This window comes from Microbacterium sp. CFBP 8801 (genome assembly GCF_014839455.1).
Taxonomy (GTDB): domain Bacteria; phylum Actinomycetota; class Actinomycetes; order Actinomycetales; family Microbacteriaceae; genus Microbacterium.
In genome coordinates, this window is the sequence record NZ_JACYNU010000007.1 from 82,560 (window position 1) to 101,001 (window position 18,442).

Annotated in this window: 19 protein-coding genes; 16 read left to right on the forward strand and 3 right to left on the reverse strand. The window is 70.8% G+C overall.

All coding sequences use genetic code 11. The annotated features are described in order from the left end of the window. Positions 1–37: 37 nt before the first annotated feature. From IFR11_RS10170 to IFR11_RS10220, 11 genes are all read left to right on the forward strand, one after another. Positions 38–832, forward strand: a complete 795-nt coding sequence (locus IFR11_RS10170) for a TIM barrel protein (protein WP_070408998.1) — start codon at positions 38–40, stop codon at positions 830–832. Next, complete coding sequence (locus tag IFR11_RS10175; protein ID WP_191916079.1) at positions 829–2,343, forward strand: GMC oxidoreductase; 1,515 nt, start codon at positions 829–831, stop codon at positions 2,341–2,343. The genes IFR11_RS10170 and IFR11_RS10175 overlap by 4 nt, the downstream gene beginning before the upstream one ends. Before the next feature lie 90 nt (positions 2,344–2,433). Next, on the forward strand, positions 2,434–2,841 hold the full coding sequence (locus IFR11_RS10180) for a C-glycoside deglycosidase beta subunit domain-containing protein (RefSeq protein WP_055832566.1): 408 nt from the start codon (positions 2,434–2,436) through the stop codon (positions 2,839–2,841). After that, the gene (locus tag IFR11_RS10185) at positions 2,838–3,944 is read left to right on the forward strand and encodes a sugar phosphate isomerase/epimerase family protein (RefSeq protein ID WP_055832568.1); all 1,107 of its coding nucleotides are present in this window, start codon (positions 2,838–2,840) and stop codon (positions 3,942–3,944) included. The genes IFR11_RS10180 and IFR11_RS10185 overlap by 4 nt, the downstream gene beginning before the upstream one ends. 96 nt (positions 3,945–4,040) lie before the next feature. Continuing rightward, on the forward strand, positions 4,041–5,087 hold the full coding sequence (locus IFR11_RS10190) for a sugar phosphate isomerase/epimerase family protein (RefSeq protein WP_191916080.1): 1,047 nt from the start codon (positions 4,041–4,043) through the stop codon (positions 5,085–5,087). A 26-nt stretch (positions 5,088–5,113) separates the two neighbouring features. Beyond that, on the forward strand, positions 5,114–5,896 hold the full coding sequence (locus tag IFR11_RS10195) for a nuclear transport factor 2 family protein (RefSeq protein ID WP_055832574.1): 783 nt from the start codon (positions 5,114–5,116) through the stop codon (positions 5,894–5,896). An 8-nt stretch (positions 5,897–5,904) separates the two neighbouring features. Continuing rightward, a complete protein-coding gene (locus tag IFR11_RS10200) occupies positions 5,905–6,321 on the forward strand; it encodes a C-glycoside deglycosidase beta subunit domain-containing protein (protein WP_191916081.1) in 417 nt (138 codons plus the stop codon). After that, positions 6,318–7,514, forward strand: coding sequence for a Gfo/Idh/MocA family protein (locus IFR11_RS10205; protein ID WP_244630708.1), 1,197 nt, complete (start codon positions 6,318–6,320; stop codon positions 7,512–7,514). Before IFR11_RS10200 ends, IFR11_RS10205 begins: the two co-directional genes overlap by 4 nt. Before the next feature lie 13 nt (positions 7,515–7,527). Next, complete coding sequence (locus IFR11_RS10210) at positions 7,528–8,532, forward strand: sugar phosphate isomerase/epimerase family protein (RefSeq protein WP_191916082.1); 1,005 nt, start codon at positions 7,528–7,530, stop codon at positions 8,530–8,532. Positions 8,533–8,535: 3 nt separating this feature from the next. Continuing rightward, entirely contained in the window at positions 8,536–9,408 is an 873-nt protein-coding gene (locus tag IFR11_RS10215) for a ThuA domain-containing protein (RefSeq protein WP_191916083.1), read from the forward strand. Beyond that, complete coding sequence (locus tag IFR11_RS10220) at positions 9,381–10,301, forward strand: Gfo/Idh/MocA family protein (protein WP_342030285.1); 921 nt, start codon at positions 9,381–9,383, stop codon at positions 10,299–10,301. The genes IFR11_RS10215 and IFR11_RS10220 overlap by 28 nt, the downstream gene beginning before the upstream one ends. 169 nt (positions 10,302–10,470) lie before the next feature. Here the strand turns inward: IFR11_RS10220 and IFR11_RS10225 are convergent, their stop codons facing one another. The 3 genes from IFR11_RS10225 to IFR11_RS10235 all read right to left on the reverse strand — a co-directional run bounded on the left by IFR11_RS10225 (position 10,471) and on the right by IFR11_RS10235 (position 13,316). Then, entirely contained in the window at positions 10,471–11,451 is a 981-nt protein-coding gene (locus tag IFR11_RS10225; protein ID WP_191916084.1) for a restriction endonuclease subunit R, read from the reverse strand. After that, complete coding sequence (locus IFR11_RS10230) at positions 11,448–11,963, reverse strand: hypothetical protein (protein ID WP_191916085.1); 516 nt, start codon at positions 11,961–11,963, stop codon at positions 11,448–11,450. Before IFR11_RS10230 ends, IFR11_RS10225 begins: the two co-directional genes overlap by 4 nt. Positions 11,964–12,047: 84 nt before the next feature. Further along, entirely contained in the window at positions 12,048–13,316 is a 1,269-nt protein-coding gene (locus IFR11_RS10235; protein ID WP_055832589.1) for an ROK family protein, read from the reverse strand. A gap of 112 nt (positions 13,317–13,428) precedes the next feature. Here IFR11_RS10235 and IFR11_RS10240 point away from each other — a divergent pair, with 112 nt between their 5' ends. The 5 genes from IFR11_RS10240 to IFR11_RS10260 all read left to right on the forward strand — a co-directional run bounded on the left by IFR11_RS10240 (position 13,429) and on the right by IFR11_RS10260 (position 18,442). Next, a complete protein-coding gene (locus IFR11_RS10240; RefSeq protein ID WP_191916086.1) occupies positions 13,429–14,595 on the forward strand; it encodes a Gfo/Idh/MocA family protein in 1,167 nt (388 codons plus the stop codon). Further along, a complete protein-coding gene (locus IFR11_RS10245) occupies positions 14,592–15,350 on the forward strand; it encodes a hypothetical protein (protein WP_191916087.1) in 759 nt (252 codons plus the stop codon). Before IFR11_RS10240 ends, IFR11_RS10245 begins: the two co-directional genes overlap by 4 nt. A 108-nt stretch (positions 15,351–15,458) precedes the next feature. Continuing rightward, entirely contained in the window at positions 15,459–16,475 is a 1,017-nt protein-coding gene (locus tag IFR11_RS10250; RefSeq protein WP_191916088.1) for a VOC family protein, read from the forward strand. 33 nt (positions 16,476–16,508) lie between these two features. Further along, positions 16,509–17,456 (forward strand): fumarylacetoacetate hydrolase family protein, encoded by a 948-nt coding sequence (locus IFR11_RS10255; protein ID WP_070409008.1) that lies wholly within the window; start codon positions 16,509–16,511, stop codon positions 17,454–17,456. After that, positions 17,453–18,442 carry a cyclase family protein gene (locus tag IFR11_RS10260; protein ID WP_191916089.1) on the forward strand — a complete coding sequence of 330 codons (990 nt, stop codon included), beginning with the start codon at positions 17,453–17,455 and terminating at the stop codon, positions 18,440–18,442. Before IFR11_RS10255 ends, IFR11_RS10260 begins: the two co-directional genes overlap by 4 nt.

The window sequence follows — 18,442 nt, forward strand, 5'->3', positions numbered from 1 at the left end:
TCGATCGTCGCGCCCGCGCCCCCCGAAAGGACACCCCGTGTACCAACTCGCCCCCAACATCGAGCTCCTCTTCACCGAGGCCGGCGACTACCACGACCGCGTGCGCGCGGCGGCGGCGGCGGGCTTCGACGCCGTGGAGATGTGGGGTCCGACCGGTGTCGACGCCCCCTCGACCCCCAAGGACCTGCCGGCGTTGAAGGCCGCGCTCGAAGAGACCGGTGTGCAGCTGACCGCTCAGCTCGCCGAGCCCCGCACGCAGTTCATGATCCCGCCGTGGGACCACTCCGAGTTCTTCCGCAAGCTCGACGAGGGCGTCGAGATCGCCCGTGACCTGGGCTGCCCGCGCATGGTCGTGGGAAGCGGAACCGGCTTCGGCGGGTGGAAGCGCCAGGTGCAGCTCGACAAGCTCGTCGAGATCTACCAGAAGGCCATCGCCCAGATCGACGGGTCGGGCATCGGCCTGGTGCTCGAGCCGGTGAACGTGCGGGTCGACCACCCGGGGTCGCTCCTGGACCGCACATCGGAGGCCGTGTACGTCGCCCGCGGTGTCGCTTCGCCGCACTTCGGCGTGCTGTACGACATCTACCACTCGGCCGTCGAGGGCGAGGACATGCGGGCCGAGCTCGAGAACGCCGGCGACCTCGTGCACTACGTGCAGCTCGCCGACGCTCCCGGCCGCGGCGAGCCCGGCACCGGCGAGCTCGACTGGACCGAGCGTTTCGGTCTGCTCCGCGCCAGCGGTTACGACGGCCCGGTGGGCCTGGAGTACTACCCGACCACCGCGTCGGAGGCCTCGGTCGCCCACGTCGTCGAGATCGCGCGGTCGGCATGAGCGCCCGGCAGTACCCCGGTTCGGTCGACGTCGTCATCGTCGGCAGCGGTCCGACGGGAGCCGCGTACGCGCGGATCCTGTCGGAGCGGGCGCCGGGTGCGACCATCGCGATGTTCGAGGTCGGTCCGACCGTGTCGAACCCTCCCGGTGCGCACGTGAAGAACATCGCCGACCCCGCCGAGCGCGCCCGCGCGCAGGCGGCGTCGGAGGGCCCGGGGGAGCGCGGAGCCAAGGTCGCCAACCCCGGCGCGGCGAAGGCCGGGGTGCGCGGCGCACGGCCCGGAACCTACCTGCTCGACGACGGCTACGCGTTCGACGGTGAGGACGGCATGCCGGTCGCGGCGATGTCGAGCAACGTCGGCGGCATGTCGGCGCACTGGACGGGCGCCTGCCCGCGCCCGAACGACAGCGAGCGCATCGACTTCCTGCCCGACCTCGACGAACTGCTCACCGAGGGCGAGCGGCTGCTCGGGGTGCGCACCGACGCGTTCGATGGGGCACCCTTCGGTGCGATCGTGCGCGAGCGCCTCTCCGCGGCGGTCGACGAGGGCCGCGTGGAGGCCACGAGGGTGCAGCGGATGCCGCTGGCCGCGCATCGCCGCGACGACGGCCGCCTGGTGTGGTCGGGGTCCGACGTGGTGCTCGGCGACGTCACGCGCGAGAACCCCGGGTTCACGCTGATCGACGAGTCGCTCGTGACCTCGGTCGTGGTGACGGCGGGGCGGGCGGCGGGCGTGGTCGTGCGCGACCTGCGTTCGGGCGAGGAGCACGAGGTCGCGGCGCGATTCGTCGTGGTCGCCGCCGACGCCCTCCGCTCGCCGCAGCTGCTGTGGGCCTCGGGCGTGCGTCCCGACGCCCTCGGCCGCTACCTCAACGACCAGGCGCAGATCGTCTTCGCGGCTCGCCTGCGCGACATGCCGCCGCTGGGCGCCGACGCGCCCGCCACGGGACTCGCCGAGTACAGCGGTGTCAGCTGGGTGCCCTTCATCGACGGCTCGCCCTTCCACGGGCAGATCATGCAGCTCGACGCCTCGCCGATCCCCCTCGCCGAAGACGATCCGGTCGTGCCGGGCTCGATCGTGGGGTTGGGGTTGTTCTGCGCGAAGGACCTGCAGGCCGACGACCGGGTGGCGTTCGACGACGCGCACGTCGACGGCTACGGGATGCCGGCCCCGCGCATCCACTACCGGCTCACCGCCCGCGACCACGAGGTCATCGAGCGCGCGCGGCACGAGATCGTGCGCCTGGGCGAGGCCGTCGGCGATCCCCTCGACAGTCGACCGTTCACGCTGCCCCCCGGATCGTCGCTGCACTACCAGGGGTCGACGCGGATGGGCGTCGCCGACGACGGCACGAGCGTGTGCGACATCGACAGTCAGGTGTGGGGCGTGCCGGGGCTCTTCGTGGCGGGGAACGGCGTCATCCCGACGTCGACGGCGTGCAATCCGACGCTCACCTCGGTGGCGTTGGCGGTGCGCGGAGCGCGGAGGATCGCGGCATCCCTCACCTGATCTCCTTGCTTATGCAGGAAATAGACATTAGAATGTAGAAATCAAGACAAAGAGGTCTGCGGCTTCGGTCGCACCGACGAGGAGGTCATCGTGATCCCGGATCGCATCATCGAGCAGGGGACGCTCACCGCCCGGAACGGGCGCGCGTCGGTGGAGGTGCGCCTGCCCTGGTACCGGGCGCTGCCGGCATCCTGCATCTCGGGAGCCACACTGACCGTCGACGGCGTCGAGGCGCCCGCCGACTCCCTGCGGTGGAGCATGAACGGCGAGGAGTTCACCTTCGCCGAGATGAAGACGAACACCGAGCAGTGGTGGTTCCCCACCGACTCCGCCGTGCTGTCGGGGGATGTCCCCGCGGATGCCGGAGAGCACGAGGTGCGCGTCGATCTCGAGCTCTACATCCCGTACATCATCATCGCCGACGACCAGGTGCTCCACATCGAGGAGCACGACACCAAGACGATGACCGCTCGCCAGGTCGAGGAGGCCCGCGCATGACCGCTCAGCAGAAGGGCACCCCCATCCAGGGCGTCACCCTCTACAGCTTCACCCGCGCCTTCCACGGCCGCGAGTACGACCTCGACCAGCTGATCCGCAAGACCGCCGCCGAAGGCTTCGGCCCGGGACTGGAGATCATCGGCTTCTCGAGCTTCCGCGGCTTCCCCGAGATCGACGACCGGTTCGCCGGCCGCTTCAACGACCTCATCGACGAGGTGGGGCTCGTGCGCACCTCGCTCGCGGTCAACGCCGACATCGGCCTGCGGCCCGACTCGCTCATGAACCAGGACGAGCTCCTCGCCTACATGCGCAGGCAGATCGCGGCTGCAGCGAAGCTCGGCTTCCCCATCGCCCGCGTGCAGATCTCGATCACCCCCGACTCGATGGAGGCCCTCGCCCCCATCGCCGAGGAGTACGGCGTCACGCTCGCCCTCGAGGTGCACGCCGACCAGTACGCCTCGCACCCGCGCATCCTCGCGCTCCGCGACCGCTACGAGAAGGTCGGGTCGCCCTTCCTCGGCTTCACGATGGACTGGGGTGCCACAGTCAGCGGCTTCGCCCCCTCGCTCATCGAGGCGTACCGCCGCCGCGGGGCCTCGGAGGAGCTTCTCTCGGCCGTCGTCGCCCTGTGGGACGAGTACTACGAGCAGGGCCCGCCGGCCGACCAGGCCGAGCACGGCCAGCGCTTCGGCCGCTTCATCGGACTCGGCCACCAGTACGGACGCCCCGACCTCGGCATCGACTTCGGCATCAACGGCACCGGGCTCTTCGGCCCGGCGCGCGTCGACGACTGGCTCGAGATCATGCCGTGGGTGAAGCACGTGCACGGCAAGTTCTTCGGCATCGACGAGAACGGCCAGGAACCCTCGGTCCCCGTCGCCGACCTCATCACCCTGCTCGTCGACAACGGGTACAGCGGCGCCGTCTCGAGCGAGTACGAGGGCTGGCACTGGAACCACTGGCAGAGCCCGTTCGAGATCATCCGGGGCGAGCAGCTCGTGCAGCGGACGGCGGCCGAAGCGGCCGGTTCGCGCATGATCACGGATGCCGCCGAGGCACGCCGCGCCCTCGACGCGCACCTCGCGCACGCCGTGCGGGCCTGACCCCTCCCTTCGCGCACCCTCGCGCATCCCCTCTCCGCGCCCCCGCGCGCACCCGACTTCGCGCACGCACGTGCGCATCCCGAAAGGACCCCTCACATGAGTGACGGCATCGCCGGAACCGGCATCAAGCTCGGCACCACGCTCTACTCGATGACCAGCGAGTTCGCCGCGGGGCAGTACACCGCCGAGACCCTCATCAAAGAGGTGCACGACCAGGGCATCGGCCCGGGCGTCGAGTTCAACTTCGCGCAGCTGCTGCGCTCGTACCCCGACGTCGACGCCGACTTCGTGAAGCTCTGGTTCGACTCGCTCGAGAAGTACGGCCTCGAAGCCAGCGCCGTCGGGACGAACCTCGACATGGGCCGCCGCAAGAGCCGCGACATGACGCTCGACGAGGAGCACGACTTCCTCGCCCGTCAGCTGAAGGCCGCGCACACCCTCGGCTTCAAGAAGATCGTCATCCGCTCGCACGGCAAGGAGCTGCTGCGGAGCCTGCTCCCCCTCGCCGAGAAGTACGACCAGAAGCTCGGGTACGAGATCCACGCACCGTCGGGGCCCAACGACCCCAAGGTGCTCGAGATGCGCGAGATGTACGAGGAGCTGCAGTCGGACCGCCTCGGCTTCACCGCCGACTTCTCGTCGACCATGCACTCGCTGTCGCCGACGCTGCTGCGCACCCTCGGGCAGATGGGCATGGACGAGAAGCACTTCTGGGTCATGGACGAGATCTGGCACGAGCCCACGCCCATGCACGTGCGCAACCAGAAGTTCGAGGACTACCTCTCGGGCGAGGGCGTCGACTTCCTGCGCTTCGGACCCTTCACGCGTCTGGCCTTCAACATGCACGGTCTCGTCGCTCCGGAGGAGTGGCTCGACATCATGCCGCAGATCTTCCACGTGCACGCGAAGTTCTACGACATCGGCGCCGACGGCGAAGAGCCGGCCATGGACATCCCGCGCATCGTGAAGCAGTTCGTGCTCGGCGGGTACGAGGGCTACCTCTCGAGCGAGTGGGAAGGCCACGCGTTCAGCGACCTCGGCGAGAGCGACCCGATCGACCTCGTCAAGAAGCAGCACACGCTCATGCGCACGGCCATCGAAGACACCGTCGCGGAGCAGTCCGCCGCGCATCAGCCCGCCTGAACCGTCGCGCACACGAAGGAGTGAGCATGTCGAACACCGCCACCGAAGCATCCGTCGCCGATCTGATCGCCGAGGTCGCACGCCTGCGCGACCAGGTCGAGGCCGCCCACGCCCTGGCGCAACGCGCCGAGGACCGCGGGCAGGTCGAGAACCTGTTCAACCGGTACATGTACCTGCACAACGCGTTCGAGGACGAGCAGATCATCCCGCTGTGGGTGAAGGAGGGCACCGAGGGCATTCGGGCGCGGTACACCAACGCCGGCCAGTACACGACCTGGCAGAGCGTCACCGACTACCACCGCGGACGCCCGCACCCCGAGGGCAAGCTCATCCTGCACTCGACGAACACCCCGGTCATCGAGGTGGCCGCCGACGGCGAGACCGCCAAGGGCGTCTGGATGATGGCGGGCACCGAGTCGGGCCTGACCGACCCGACCGTCGCCGAAGCGTTCCCCGACATGTACTCGCCCACCGAGGTGCTCGGCAAGAAGGTCTGGGCGCACTGGGTGTGGTGCAAGTACGCCATCGACTTCCGCAAGCAGGACGGCGAGTGGAAGTTCTGGACCTTCCGCTGCTACGAGCTCGCCCGCGCCCCCTTCGAAGAGAACTGGGTCAGCTTCGGCCTGAAGAACCAGGGCGCGTTCGACCTCGATCTCATGTACTTCGGCGACGACGGCAAGCCCGTGTTCATGCCGCCGGCCGATGAGCCGGTGCGCGACACCAACCACCCCTACAGCCCCGAAACCACGCAGAAGCTCGAGCCGGTGCCGCCCGTCGCGCACGCGAGCTTCACCGACACGTTCGCCTAGGAGACACCATGGCCACCCACAACTCCCTCTTCGCCGAGAAAGACGTCCGACGCACCGACGACGGCCTCGCCGTCTCGGTGCAGCTGCCCTGGTACCGCAGCCTCTGGCTGTCGGCCGTCGACAACGTCGGCGTCACGGTGAACGGCGTCGCCGTCGCCGCCGACGACCTGCGCTTCTCGCTCGAGAGCCGCGAATATCGGATCGAAGAACTGCCCGAGCAGTCCGAGACTCTCTGGTTCGTCGCCGACCGCCCCGACGTGCTCATCCACCTCGACACCCCGCCGGCGGCGGGCGAGACCGTCACCGTCGAGGTCGTCCTGACCATGCGTCTGCTCTACATGCAGATCATGCCGGGCGCCGACGGCGGCCCCGGCCGCTACGTCACCAACCGCGTCCCTGTCGAGCGCGAACTGGTCCTGGCATGACGAACGCCCAGCCCCTCCGCGTGGCCATGATCGGCTACGGCTTCATGGGCGCCGCCCACTCCGTCGGGTGGCGCCAGGCGCCGCGTATGTTCGACCTGCCGCGCGCGGTCGAGATGACCGTGGTCGTCGGACGCAACGCGGATGCCGTGGCCTCGGCCGCCGCGAAATGGGGCTGGGCCGAGTCGGCCACCGACTGGCGCGAGGTCATCGCGCGCGACGACATCGACATCGTCGACATCGTCACGCCCGGGGAATCCCACGCCGAGATCGCGATCGCCGCCCTCGAGGCCGGTAAGCATGTGCTCTGCGAGAAGCCGCTGGCCAACACCGTGGCCGAAGCCGAAGCGATGGCCGAGGCGGCCGGGCGCGCCCGGGCTCGTGGCGTCCGGTCGATGGTGGGCTTCACCTACCGCCGGGTTCCCGCCGTCACACTGCTGCGCGACATGATCGCCGAGGGAGCCGTCGGCACCGTGCAGCAGGTGCGCGCGGCATACCGCCAGGACTGGCTCGTCGATCCCGAGACGCCGCTCGCCTGGCGTCTGCAGAAGGAGCACGCCGGCTCCGGGGCGCTCGGCGACATCGGCGCGCACATCATCGACATGACGCAGTTCGTGACCGACCTCGGGGTGGAGAGGGTCTCGGGCACGATCGACACGATCGTGGCCGAACGCCCCCTGCCCACCGACGGGTCCATGGGACTGTCGAAGGGGGCGGGGGGCATCGAGAGAGGCGCCGTCACCGTCGACGACGTCGCCCTCTTCACCGGACGCCTCACGAACGGCGCACTCGTCTCGTTCGAAGCGACGCGCTTCGCGACCGGGCGCAAGAACGCCCTGACCATCGAGGTGTCGGGTGATCGCGGCGCGCTCGCGTTCGACCTCGAAGACCTCAACAGCCTGCGGTTCTACGACCGCACCGCCCCCGAGGGGCGCCAGGGCTTCACCCAGGTGCTCGTCACCGAGCCGCAGCACCCCTACGTCTCGGCGTGGTGGCCCGCCGGCCACATGCTCGGCTACGAGCACGGCTTCAGCCACCAGGTCGTCGACCTCGTCGAGGCGATCGCCGCCGGCACCGACCCCCACCCCTCGTTCGACGACGGCCTGCGCGTGCAGCTCGTGCTCGACGCCGTCGAGCGCAGCAGTGCCGCCGACTCCGCGTGGACGCGCGTCGGCTCGCCCGTTCCCGCTCTCTGAAAGGACCGCCGCCATGTCCCGCCCCATCACCCTGTTCACCGGCCAGTGGGCCGACCTGCCCTTCGAAGAGATCGCCCGCCTGGCGGGCGAGTGGGGCTACGACGGCCTCGAGATCGCCTGCTGGGGCGACCACATCGACGTCTCGCGCTGGGACGATGCCGACTACGTGCAGTCGCGCCTCGACATCCTCGAGAAGAACGGCCTGAAGGTCTGGACGATCTCCAATCACCTCGTCGGCCAGGCCGTCTGCGACGATCCCATCGACGAGCGGCACCACGACATCGTGCCCTCCCGCGTCTGGGGCGACGGGGACGCCGAGGGCGTGCGGCAGCGTGCGGCGGAAGACCTCAAGAACACGGCACGGTTCGCCGCGAAGCTCGGGGTCACGACGGTCACCGGCTTCACCGGGTCGAGCATCTGGAAGTACGTGGCGATGTTCCCGCCCGCCTCCGACGCCATGATCGAGCGCGGCTACGAGGACTTCGCCGCGCGCTGGCATCCGATCCTCGACGTGTTCGAAGAGGTCGGCGTGCGCTTCGCGCTCGAGGTGCACCCCTCCGAGATCGCCTACGACTACTGGACCGCGAAGAAGACCCTCGAGGCCATCGGCCACCGCCCGAGCTTCGGCTTCAACTTCGACCCGTCGCACTTCGTCTGGCAGCAGCTCGACTCGGTCGCGTTCGTGCTCGACTTCGCCGACCACATCTTCCACGTGCACTGCAAGGAATCCACGACCAACCTCGACGGTCGCAACGGCGTTCTCGGCTCGCACCTCTCGTGGGACAACCCGCGCCGCGGGTGGACCTTCGTCTCGACCGGGCACGGCGACGTGCCGTGGGAGCCGCTCTTCCGCGCGCTCAACGCCATCGGCTACGACGGACCCACGAGCGTGGAGTGGGAGGACGCCGGAATGGACCGCCTCGTCGGCGGCCCCGAGGCGCTCGCCTTCGTGCGCAAGCTCGGCGAGATCACCCCGCCGCACCAGCTGTTCGACGCCGCGTTCTCCTCGAGAGGCTGACCCGTGACCGACACCCTGAAGGTCCTGATCCTCTCGGGTCACATGACGATCGAGCACGACAACGCGCACCGCAGCTTCCGCCTGCACAACCAGTGGATCACCACGCTCCTCGAGGACACCGGGCGCTTCACCGTCCGCGTCGTGGAGGATCCCCGCGGCCTTCCCGCGAGCGTCATCGACAAGTACGACGTGCTCATCGTCATCTTCGAGGGCCGCGACGGCTACCACGACATCGCCACCGGGTTCGGTGACGAGACGGATGCCGCGATCCTGCGCTTCGTGCACGACGAGGGCAAGGGCATCGTGTGGTTCCACGGTTCCGCCGCGCAAGAGGACCGCTGGGGGTACCCCGAGGAGTACAACGTCATGCGCGGAGCGAAGCTCAGCGCGTGGGAGACGGGCCTGCGCCCCCGCCCGTGGGGCGAGGCGCAGCTGCACACGACCGAGCCGCGGCATCCGATCACCGAAGGTGTCAACGCGACCTGGACCGTCACCGGCGACGACATCCTCGTCGGGGTGCAGATGTACGACGGTGCCCAGGTGCTGCTCACGACCTTCGACGACCTCGAGGCGTACGAGAAGGCGCCGGTGTGGCCGATGTCGCACTACCCGGTGGACATCCCCGAGGGCGGCATCGCGGCGCTCCCCGGCATCAACACCGAGCAGCCCCTCGCCTGGATCAACGAGTACGGCGCGGGTCGGTCGTTCACCATCACGATCGGCCACGACATCGACACGTTCCGTCGCATCGAGTTCATCCGGATGTTCCCGCGGGGTGTCGAGTGGGCGGCGACCGGCGAGGTCACGCTGACCGGGCCCGACCGTCGCGGCGACCGCCGTATCAACCCGTGGCCGTACTACCACGGCGAGCGGTGATGCTCGGCGTCGGCATCCTCGGCGCGGGCGGGATCGCCGAACGCGCGATGGTCGAGCCGGCCCGAGGCGTCGACGGTGTCGGGGTCGTGGCGATCGGTGCGCGCGATCCCGAGCGGGCGCGGGCCTTCGCCGACCGTCTCGACCTGCCCGCGTGGGGCGACTACGACGCCGTCCTGGCCGACCCCCGCGTCGACCTCGTCTACCTGGCGCTGCCGCCCGTCGTACACGCCGAGTGGGCGACGCGGGCGCTGGCCGCGGGCAAGCACGTCCTGTGCGAGAAGCCGCTCTCGGCGAACGGCACCACGGCCGCGGCGATCGCCGATGCGGCGGATGCCGCGGGGCGCCGCGCCTTCGTCGGGTTCCACTACCGCCTGCACGGGTTCATCGCCGACCTTCTCGACACGATCGGTTCGGGCGTGCTCGGCGAGGTGAAGCTGGTGGAGATCGACTTCAGCATTCCGCACTTCGTCGTGCAGCCCGGGAACATCCGCCTCGACGGCGACCTGGCCGGCGGAGCGGTCATGGACGTGGGCTGCTACGCCGTCGACCTGATGCGCGCGGCGTGGGGCGAGCTCGAGGTGGTGTCGGCCACGGCGCAGATCTCCGACGCCGATCCGCGGATCGACCTGCAGACCGATGCCGAGCTGCGCCTGCCCGGCGGCATCCCCGCCCTGCTGCGCGCCTCGTTCCTCGGCGACGACGCGGGGGGCGATGTGGGTGCGGGTCGATGGCAGCGCCGCATCGCTCTGGGCGACGAGCGTGATCGTGCCGCAGTGGGGGGCGACCCTCACGGTGACCTCGACCGACGGTTCCGTGCTGCGCTCGGTCGCCGCGGACCCCGACGAGAACAGCTACGCGCGCCAGCTCGAGCACCTCGTCACGGTGCTGGGTGACGGGTCGCCGAGCATCCTCGACGCCCGCCGCGGCGTGGGGACGATGCGGGTGGTCGACGAGATCTACCGAGCCGCCGGACTGCAGCCGCGCTGACGGGGCGCCATGAGTCGCCGCGATCTGTCGCTCGCGCGCCCACCTGAGCGACAGATCGTGGCGACTCGCCGGAGCTCAGGCGGGAGCGAGCACCGTGCGAGCGAGGGCCAGGTGCCGTTCGGTCATCTCCCACGGGTCGTCGTCGAGCCACTCCTGACCGCCCCACTCGCTGCAGAGCGTGCCGGCGAAGCCCGTGGCGCGCAGCGCCCGCCCCACCTCGCGGATCGGCGTCGACACGCGCCCGTCGGCGTCGTCGAGATCCCAGAACTTCAGGTGCAGCGCCCCGAGCAGGGGCAGAACGGATGCCAGGTCGGCCACGTTCGAGCGACCGAAGCGCACCAGCAGGTTCATGTAGAGCGTGTGCACCGGTCCCGGCACCCCGCCGGAGCGGAGCACGTCGATCACCGCGCCGTGGGTGGCGGGGTCGCGCCACTCGTCGCGCAGGCGCCGCACGAGATCCGCGGGGAGGCCGCCGCGCTCGAGCTTCTTGAGGTAGGTGACCGGCAGGGCCGGCATGAGCATGCTGATGTCGAGCAGCAACCGCACGCGCGGGGTGTCGAGTTCGGCGATGCGGTCGTACGCGGCGGCCGTGCCCGGGTCGGTCGGGGTCTGATGCCCCTGCGCCTCTTCGTACAGCACGAGGTCGAGCTCGTCGAGCAGGGGGACGAGGCCCGCGAGCAGCGGTCCGGCCTGTCCGATGGGCAGGCGCACGCCCGCGGCTCCCGCGCTCGCCGCGGCGCGCAGCTGCGGTGCGAGGAACGCGCGGCGCTCGGCGTCGGTGCGTCGGCGCCCGCGCGTGAACTCGTCGATGCTCACGCCCACGATGCTCACACGCCCTCCCGCGGCGGCGAGCCGGTCGTGGAACGCCGTCGTCTCGGCGGCGGGCGGGTCGGGGAACCCGCGCCACATCTGGCCCAGCTCGATCTCGATGGCCGTCGCGATGCCGCGCTCCACGAGCGTGAGGGCGAGGTCGGGGGCCGAGCGCTCGGCGCGCACGACCTCGGGGGTGACGTTGAAGGCGCTCGCCGCCAGCGTCCACTCCGCGGGAATCGTCATGACAGCCCCTCCGCATCGCGCGCCGCATCGCCCGCCGCATCCCGCGTCACATCGGGGGTCACATCGCGCGCCACATCGCCCGACACATCGCGCGACACGCTCGACGCCGTCGCGTCCCTCTCCAGCTCCCTCGTGAAGACGAACGGCAGACGCAGGGGATCGTCCGGCCCGCCGGGCAGGTACGGGATCTCGAGCCGGAACGACACCGACACCTCGTGGATGCCGGGGGTCGTGGCATCCGGGATTTCCAATACGACGCGATCCTGCAGGTACCACCACCCTTCTTCATCGGCGAGGTCGGCCGCGGCGAGGCGGCGATCGCCGAGCACGATGACCGGATCGTATCGACGGCCTCCGACATGCACGACGGGGTCGAGCAGGCTCGCGAGCGGCAGGGAACGGATCCACGGCAGGGACAGTCGCACCTCGGTGCCGGAGGTGGCGCCGGACCCGTCGCCGGAGCGTTCGGGAGACGAGCGCAGGGCGTCGTCGCGCAGAGCGGAAAGGGTCATGGCGGGCACGTCCTCGTGTCGCGGCGCACCCCGTGGCGCGCTTCCGCTCACAACCTAACGACTAATGTCGAAAAAAGGAAGAAGTTAGTCGACCGTGCCGTGCACCGCGGCGACCGTCGGGCGTCCCTCGCCGAACCACCGGGGAAGGCTGATCTCGAACAGCTGCTCCTGCGCGAGATCGACGCCCCCGCGGAGCGGCTCGCGGCTGTCGTTCTCACTCACCTTGATCGTCAGGTCGCGCGTCGCCAGCGGCAGCGAGAGCTCGTAGACGCGGTGGCGCACCTCGGCGAGGAAGAGCTCGCCGGCCGAGGCGAGAGCACCCCCCATCACGATGACGCTCGGGTTGAACATGTTGACCAGGGCGGCCACGGCCTCGCCGATCTGACGCGCCCCGGCCTGCACGAGCGAGATGGCGAGGGCATCACCCCGCTCGGCCGAGAGGGCGATGTCTTCGGGGGCGAGGTCTTTGCCGGATGCCGAGATCGCGGCCAGAGCGCCGGTGGCGCCCCCCGCGATCGCGGCGCGGGCGTCGCGCACGAGCGCCCACCCGCCGGCCACGGCCTCGAGGCACCCGGTCTTGCCGCAGCGGCAGGTCTGCTCGGCGCCGGGCACGCGCACGTGGCCGACGTCGCCGGCCGCGCCGTTGGCGCCGCGGTGCAGACGCCCGTGCGACACGAGCCCCGCGCCGATGCCGGTGCCCACCTTGCAGTAGATGAGGTCGACGCCCTCGTCGCGGCGCCGTGCGCGTTCGCCGGCGGCCAGCAGGTTGACGTCGTTGTCGACCCACACGGGGGCGTCGTAGCGCTGCTCGAAGGCGCCGCGCACGTCGAAGCCGTTCCAGCCGGGCATGATCGGCGGGGCCACGGGGCGTCCGGTCTCGAAGTCGACGGGTCCGGGTAGACCCACCACGAGGGCCCAGACGGGGGAGCCGTCGTCGCCGGCGAGCAACTCGTCGACCATGGCGGTGGCGGTGGCGAGCGTCTCGTCGGGGCCGCGGGCGATGTCCCAGACGCGGTGCGCCTCGTCGATGATCTCGCCGTCGAGGTCGGTCACTCCCACGTGGATGTGGAGCCCGCCGAGGGCGCACACGACGATGCGGCCCCGCTCGGCGCGGAAGCGCAGGGTGCGGGGAGCGCGGCCGCCCGAGGACGGGGCGTACTCGGCGTCTTCGAGGAAGCCCATCTCGACGGCGCGGTCGACGCGCTGCGCGACGACGCCGCGGCCGAGTCCGGTGACGCGACCGATCTCGGGCCGGGTGACGGCTTCACCGAGGCGGACCATGTTGACGATGCGCAGCAGGCTCGTGACCTCATCGGTCTGCGCGCCGAAGCGGAGGGTGGACACGTTGGCCATGCGTTGATCTTCACACAAGCCCACCCCGCGACTGCCGGTTTGGCCCCATCTATGGTTCATTAGTCTCTGACTTCAGCGTTTTTTGTGCTGAAGTGGACGCGAGGGAGCGGACATGGCGTGGGGCGTAGGCATCATCGGGGCGGGGCCGGGGGTCGCCGCGCTGCACGCCCCGACCCTGGCGCGCACGGCCGGTGACTTCCGGCTCGTCCACGTCAGCGACGCGGGCAGCGGCCGGGCGGCGGCGATCGCCGAGCGGTTCGGCGCCCGCTCCTCGTCGGGTCTCGACGCCCTGCTGGCCGATCCCGACGTCGACGTCGTGGCCATCTGCAGCCCGCCCGCGCAGCACGCCGCGCACGTGCGGGCGAGCCTGGCCGCCGGTCGCCGCGCCCTCTTCTGCGAGAAACCCCTGGCGACCTCCCTCGCCGAGGCGGAGCAGATCGTCGCCGCCTGCGCCGCGGCGGGCGCCCTGCTCGTCGTCGGCACGAACCACCTGTTCGACCCCGCGTGGGTACGTGCGACTCACTACCTGGATGCCATCGACCGGCGCATCGCGGCGGTCACCGTCACCCTGTGCCTCTCGCCCAACGACCGCTATCACGCGCTCGTCATGGGCGAGCCGCTGCCCGCCCCGCCCGGATCGGCGAGGCCCCCGCTGGATCTGTCCGACCCCGCGCAGAGCGCCGCGATCGTGCGCCAGCTCATCGTCGGACTCGCCGTGCACGACCTGCCCCTCGTGCGCGACCTCGTTCCGGATGCCACCGAGGTGGCGTGGGCGCGCCCGATCGCGCCGATCGGCTTCGATCTCGGGCTCCGCTCGGCCGATGCGGTGGTGCGCTTCACCGTGCTGATGGTTCCCGAGGGGGCGGATTCGCTCTGGCGCGTGAGCATCGCGACGGCCGGTGACCGCATCGACGTCGACTTCCCGCCGCCCTTCGTGCACGCGGGGAGTGCCCGCATCGCGGTGCGCGACGCACGCGGTGTCGAGACCGTGTATCCCCTCGACCGGCGCGACGGCTACGACGCCGAATGGGGGGCCCTCGCGGCTCTGCTCCGCGGCGACACAGCCATGGAGTACGACGAGCTCCGCGCCGACGCGGCCTTCGTGCTCGCCGTCGCCGACGCGGCCGCGGCGGTGATCCGAGGCGGGGGCGCCCCGGGCTCGGTCGTCGCGCCCGCCCCGAGCGCCGGCCCGAGCACGGCCCCGAGCCTCGACCAGAGCGCCGCCCCGAGCGCCGGCCCGACCCTCCCCGCACCCGCACCCGCCGGGAGCGCGTCATGACCGCCGTCGCCGTCTCGACCGATCTTCCCGCCTACCGGGCGGCCATCGCCGAGCTGGCGCCGCGTGCCCGGCTCGCCGATCCGACCGAGTCGGGTCCCGTACGCGTGATCGACGGTCGAGGAGCGTGGTGGGACCGCGTGTCCGACGCCCGTGATGCGGCCGGGATCGTGCTCGATGAGCCCCGTCCGGCATCCGAGGCGGTACACCGTGCACTGCGCGAGCTGCCCGTGCCCGTCGTGGTGGTGCGTCGACGTCTGCGCGCCGACGTGGCGGCCGATGCGGAACCGCCCCTCGCCCCGCTGCACGTCACCGTCGACGCGTGGGGGCCGCCGGCCGATGCCGCCACCCTTCTTCGCGACGCCGTCGGGTGGGCGCGGGTGCTGGGCGGGGGCCCGCTCGAGGTCGTGGCCCGCGCGGTGACCCCGCTCGCCGCCACCCTCGCGCTCCGCGGCGCCGCGTCGGGTGCGAGCGTCACCCGCGCGGTCGCGGGCGGGGGTCGCGGTGGTCCGTCGGGGGCGGGTGGCGCGGTGACGGCGCTCGCGCTGGGCCAGCGGAGGGTCGAGGTGCGGGTGGATGCCGCGACGATGACGACGCAGGTCGCCCACGACGACGAACGAGGACGCAGGATCGTCTCGTCGCGGCGGGAATCGGCCGAGCGGTTGGGGCTCCGTCGGGTGATCGAGGCGGTCGCCACCGGGGCGGTCCTCGCCGATCTCGACGACCTGCGACACGACGACGTTCTCGCGACGGGCTGATCAGTCAGGCCGATGTCCGGCATCCACAGAATCGGGTTCCCTGATACCGACTTCGGTCGGATAGTGGAAGAAGAGTCGGAACGACCCGATTCACCGAAAGGATCGAAGATGATCAAGCTTCTCTCTCATCTGTCGTTCGTCGCGATCACGACTCCTGATGTCGAGGCCTCGGTGGACTTCTACGTCAACCAGGTGGGGCTGACCGAGGTCGCCCGCGAAGACGGCCGTGTGTACCTCCGCTGCTGGGGCGACTACTACGCCTACTCCGTCGTCGTCGCCCAGGGCGACGAGCCGGCTCTCGAGACCATGGCCTGGCGCACCTCGTCGGCCGAGGCGCTCGAAGAGGCCGCGAAGCGCGTGCAGGCCGCGGGCATCGAGGGCGAGTGGTTCGAGGGACGCGGCATCGGGCGCGCGTTCCGCTTCACCGGTCCGCAGGGGCACAACATGACCCTGCACTGGGACGTCGAGCGTCACCGTGCCGAGCCGCACACCGCCTCGATCTACCCCGACCGTCCCCAGAAGCGCAGCCCGATCGCCGGTGCCCCGCGTCAGCTCGACCACGTCACGGTCGCGGCCAAGGACGTCGACGCGTTCGTGCAGTGGTACGTCGACACGCTCGGCTTCCGCTTCATGGCGCGCACCGTGCTCGACGAGGCGCCCATCTCGGTGTTCTCGGTGCTCACCACGAACGAGAAGTCGCACGACCTCGGCGTCGTGCTCGACGGATCGAGCCGTGCCGGTCGCGTGAACCACTACGCCTTCTGGGTCGACACCCGCGAAGAGCTCCTCATCGCCGCCGACACGCTCATGGAGAACGGCGTGCCGATCGAATACGGTCCGAACATCCACGGCATCGGCGAGCAGACGTTCCTCTACTACCGCGAGCCGTCGAGCCTGCGTATCGAGCTGAACACGGGCGGCTACCGCAACTACGTGCCCGACTGGGAGGCCAACACCTGGAAGCCCTCGCTCGGCTCGAACAACATGTACCGCAACGGCGCCATGCCGATGTCGATGACCGAGTCGTTCCCGCCCGCCGACGGCCCCAGCGCCACCGAAGAGGGTGTGCCCGACGAGATCAAGGACGCACTGCTGAACCCCTACGCCCAGCAGGGCCGGGGCTGACCGACGATCCCGGTCGGGGAAAGTGAGAATGACATGACGACCGCACCTTACGCACTCGCCCGCTATCGCGACGGGGATGCCGTGCGCGTCGGCCTCGTGGCCGGCGACCGCATCCGCCCGCTCGACGCAGACGTGCTGGGCGGCGGTCTGAACGTCTTCCTCGCCGACCCCGACTGGGACCGCATCGCCGCCCTCGCGGACGCGCCGGGGGAGTGGCGACCGATCACCGACGTCACCCTCACCGCCCCCGTCGAGCCGCGGCAGGTGCTGCAGACCGGCGCCAACTACCGCGAGCACGTCATCGAACTCGTGGCCGCCGGCCTGACGCAGAACACCGACCGCACGCCCGACGAGGCCCGCGCGTTCGCCGCCGACATGATGGACGAGCGCGCCCGCAGCGGCGAGCCGTACTTCTTCATCGGCCTGACCGCCTGCGTCGTCGGTGACGACGTGCCCCTCGTGCTGCCCGCGTACAGCGAGGTGCACGACTGGGAGCTGGAACTGGCCGTCGTCATCGGTCGCGAGGCGTTCCGCGTCTCGCGCGAAGACGCCCTCGACCACGTCGCCGGGTACACGATCGTGAACGACGTGACCACGCGCGACCTCGTGTTCCGCAAGGACATGAAAGAGATCGGCACCGATTGGTACCGGGCGAAGAACGCGCCCGGGTTCCTGCCGACGGGCCCGCTGCTGGTCCCCGCGCACTTCGTCGATCCCGCCGACACCCCCGTGCGCCTCGAACTGAACGGTCAGGTGATGCAGGATGCCTCGACGTCCGACCTGCTGTTCGACGTGCCGGCGCTCGTCTCGGCGGCGTCGCAGACCCACCCGCTCCTGCCCGGCGACCTGCTGCTGACCGGCAGCCCCGCCGGCAACGGACAGCACTGGAAGCGCTTCCTGCGCGACGGCGACGTGATGACGGGAACCATCGGCGCGCTCGGCACCCAGGTCGTGCGGTGCGTGGCGGAGGACGCGGAATGACGCCGTCCGAGAACCCGGCCGACCTCGACCGCCGGAACCCCGAGTCCGAGATCGCGGCGCGCGCCGAGGCCTACCGCAATTGGGGGCGGTGGGGCGACGACGACGTGCTCGGCACCCTGAACTTCATCGACGCCGAGAAACGCCGGGCGGCCGCCGCACTGGTGCGCGACGGCGTCTCGATCTCGCTGTCGCAACCCTTCGACACCGACGGCCCGCAGAAGGGCTGGCGCCGACGCACCAATCCGGTGCACACGATGACCGACACGGGAACCGACGCCGAGCGCGGTAAGCAGGGCTTCCCCCACGGCATCGGCGGAGCCGACGACGTCATCTCGATGCCCCTGCAGTGCTCGACCCAGTGGGACGGCCTCGGCCACATCTTCGACCACGGCTTCGCATGGAACGGCCGCCGCGCGGGCGACGTCGTCACCAGCGACGGCGACCTGGTCACCGGAATCGAGCACGCGGCCGACGTCATCGTCTCGCGCGGTGTGCTGCTCGACCTCGGCCGCCACCTCGCGCCCGAGACCGGCGAGCTCGCCGACGGTCACGCCATCACCGCCGACGACCTCGACGCGTGCGCGGCGGCCGAGGGGGTGCGGATCGGTCGCGGCGACATCGTGCTCGTGCGCACCGGCCACTACACGCGCGCCCGTCGTGACGGCTGGGGCGACTACGCCGGTGGCCCCGCCCCCGGGCTCTCGCTCACCACCGCCGGCTGGCTGCACCGCACCGAGATCGCCGCGATCGCGACCGACACCTGGGGCTTCGAGGTGCGACCGAACGAGTTCGACGTGCCGGCGTTCCAGCCGCTGCACCAGGTCGTCATCCCGAACATGGGCCTGACGATCGGCGAGATGTGGAACCTCGACGCGCTCGCCGGACACTGCGCCTCCGCGGGACGCTGGGAGTTCCTGCTCTCGGCGCCGCCGCTGCCCATCACCGGGGCCGTCGGGTCGCCCGTGAACCCCGTCGCCCTGCTGTAA

Coding starts and splice junctions, on each gene's coding strand:
- IFR11_RS10245 (WP_191916087.1), top strand. CDS start 14,592: ATGACCGCCGTCGCCGTCTCGACCGATCTTCCCGCCTACCGGGCGGCC.
- IFR11_RS10195 (WP_055832574.1), top strand. CDS start 5,114: ATGTCGAACACCGCCACCGAAGCATCCGTCGCCGATCTGATCGCCGAG.
- IFR11_RS10240 (WP_191916086.1), top strand. CDS start 13,429: ATGGCGTGGGGCGTAGGCATCATCGGGGCGGGGCCGGGGGTCGCCGCG.
- IFR11_RS10175 (WP_191916079.1), top strand. CDS start 829: ATGAGCGCCCGGCAGTACCCCGGTTCGGTCGACGTCGTCATCGTCGGC.
- IFR11_RS10230 (WP_191916085.1), bottom strand. CDS start 11,963: ATGACCCTTTCCGCTCTGCGCGACGACGCCCTGCGCTCGTCTCCCGAA.
- IFR11_RS10190 (WP_191916080.1), top strand. CDS start 4,041: ATGAGTGACGGCATCGCCGGAACCGGCATCAAGCTCGGCACCACGCTC.
- IFR11_RS10200 (WP_191916081.1), top strand. CDS start 5,905: ATGGCCACCCACAACTCCCTCTTCGCCGAGAAAGACGTCCGACGCACC.
- IFR11_RS10255 (WP_070409008.1), top strand. CDS start 16,509: ATGACGACCGCACCTTACGCACTCGCCCGCTATCGCGACGGGGATGCC.
- IFR11_RS10185 (WP_055832568.1), top strand. CDS start 2,838: ATGACCGCTCAGCAGAAGGGCACCCCCATCCAGGGCGTCACCCTCTAC.
- IFR11_RS10250 (WP_191916088.1), top strand. CDS start 15,459: ATGATCAAGCTTCTCTCTCATCTGTCGTTCGTCGCGATCACGACTCCT.
- IFR11_RS10225 (WP_191916084.1), bottom strand. CDS start 11,451: ATGACGATTCCCGCGGAGTGGACGCTGGCGGCGAGCGCCTTCAACGTC.
- IFR11_RS10235 (WP_055832589.1), bottom strand. CDS start 13,316: ATGGCCAACGTGTCCACCCTCCGCTTCGGCGCGCAGACCGATGAGGTC.
- IFR11_RS10210 (WP_191916082.1), top strand. CDS start 7,528: ATGTCCCGCCCCATCACCCTGTTCACCGGCCAGTGGGCCGACCTGCCC.
- IFR11_RS10260 (WP_191916089.1), top strand. CDS start 17,453: ATGACGCCGTCCGAGAACCCGGCCGACCTCGACCGCCGGAACCCCGAG.
- IFR11_RS10205 (WP_244630708.1), top strand. CDS start 6,318: ATGACGAACGCCCAGCCCCTCCGCGTGGCCATGATCGGCTACGGCTTC.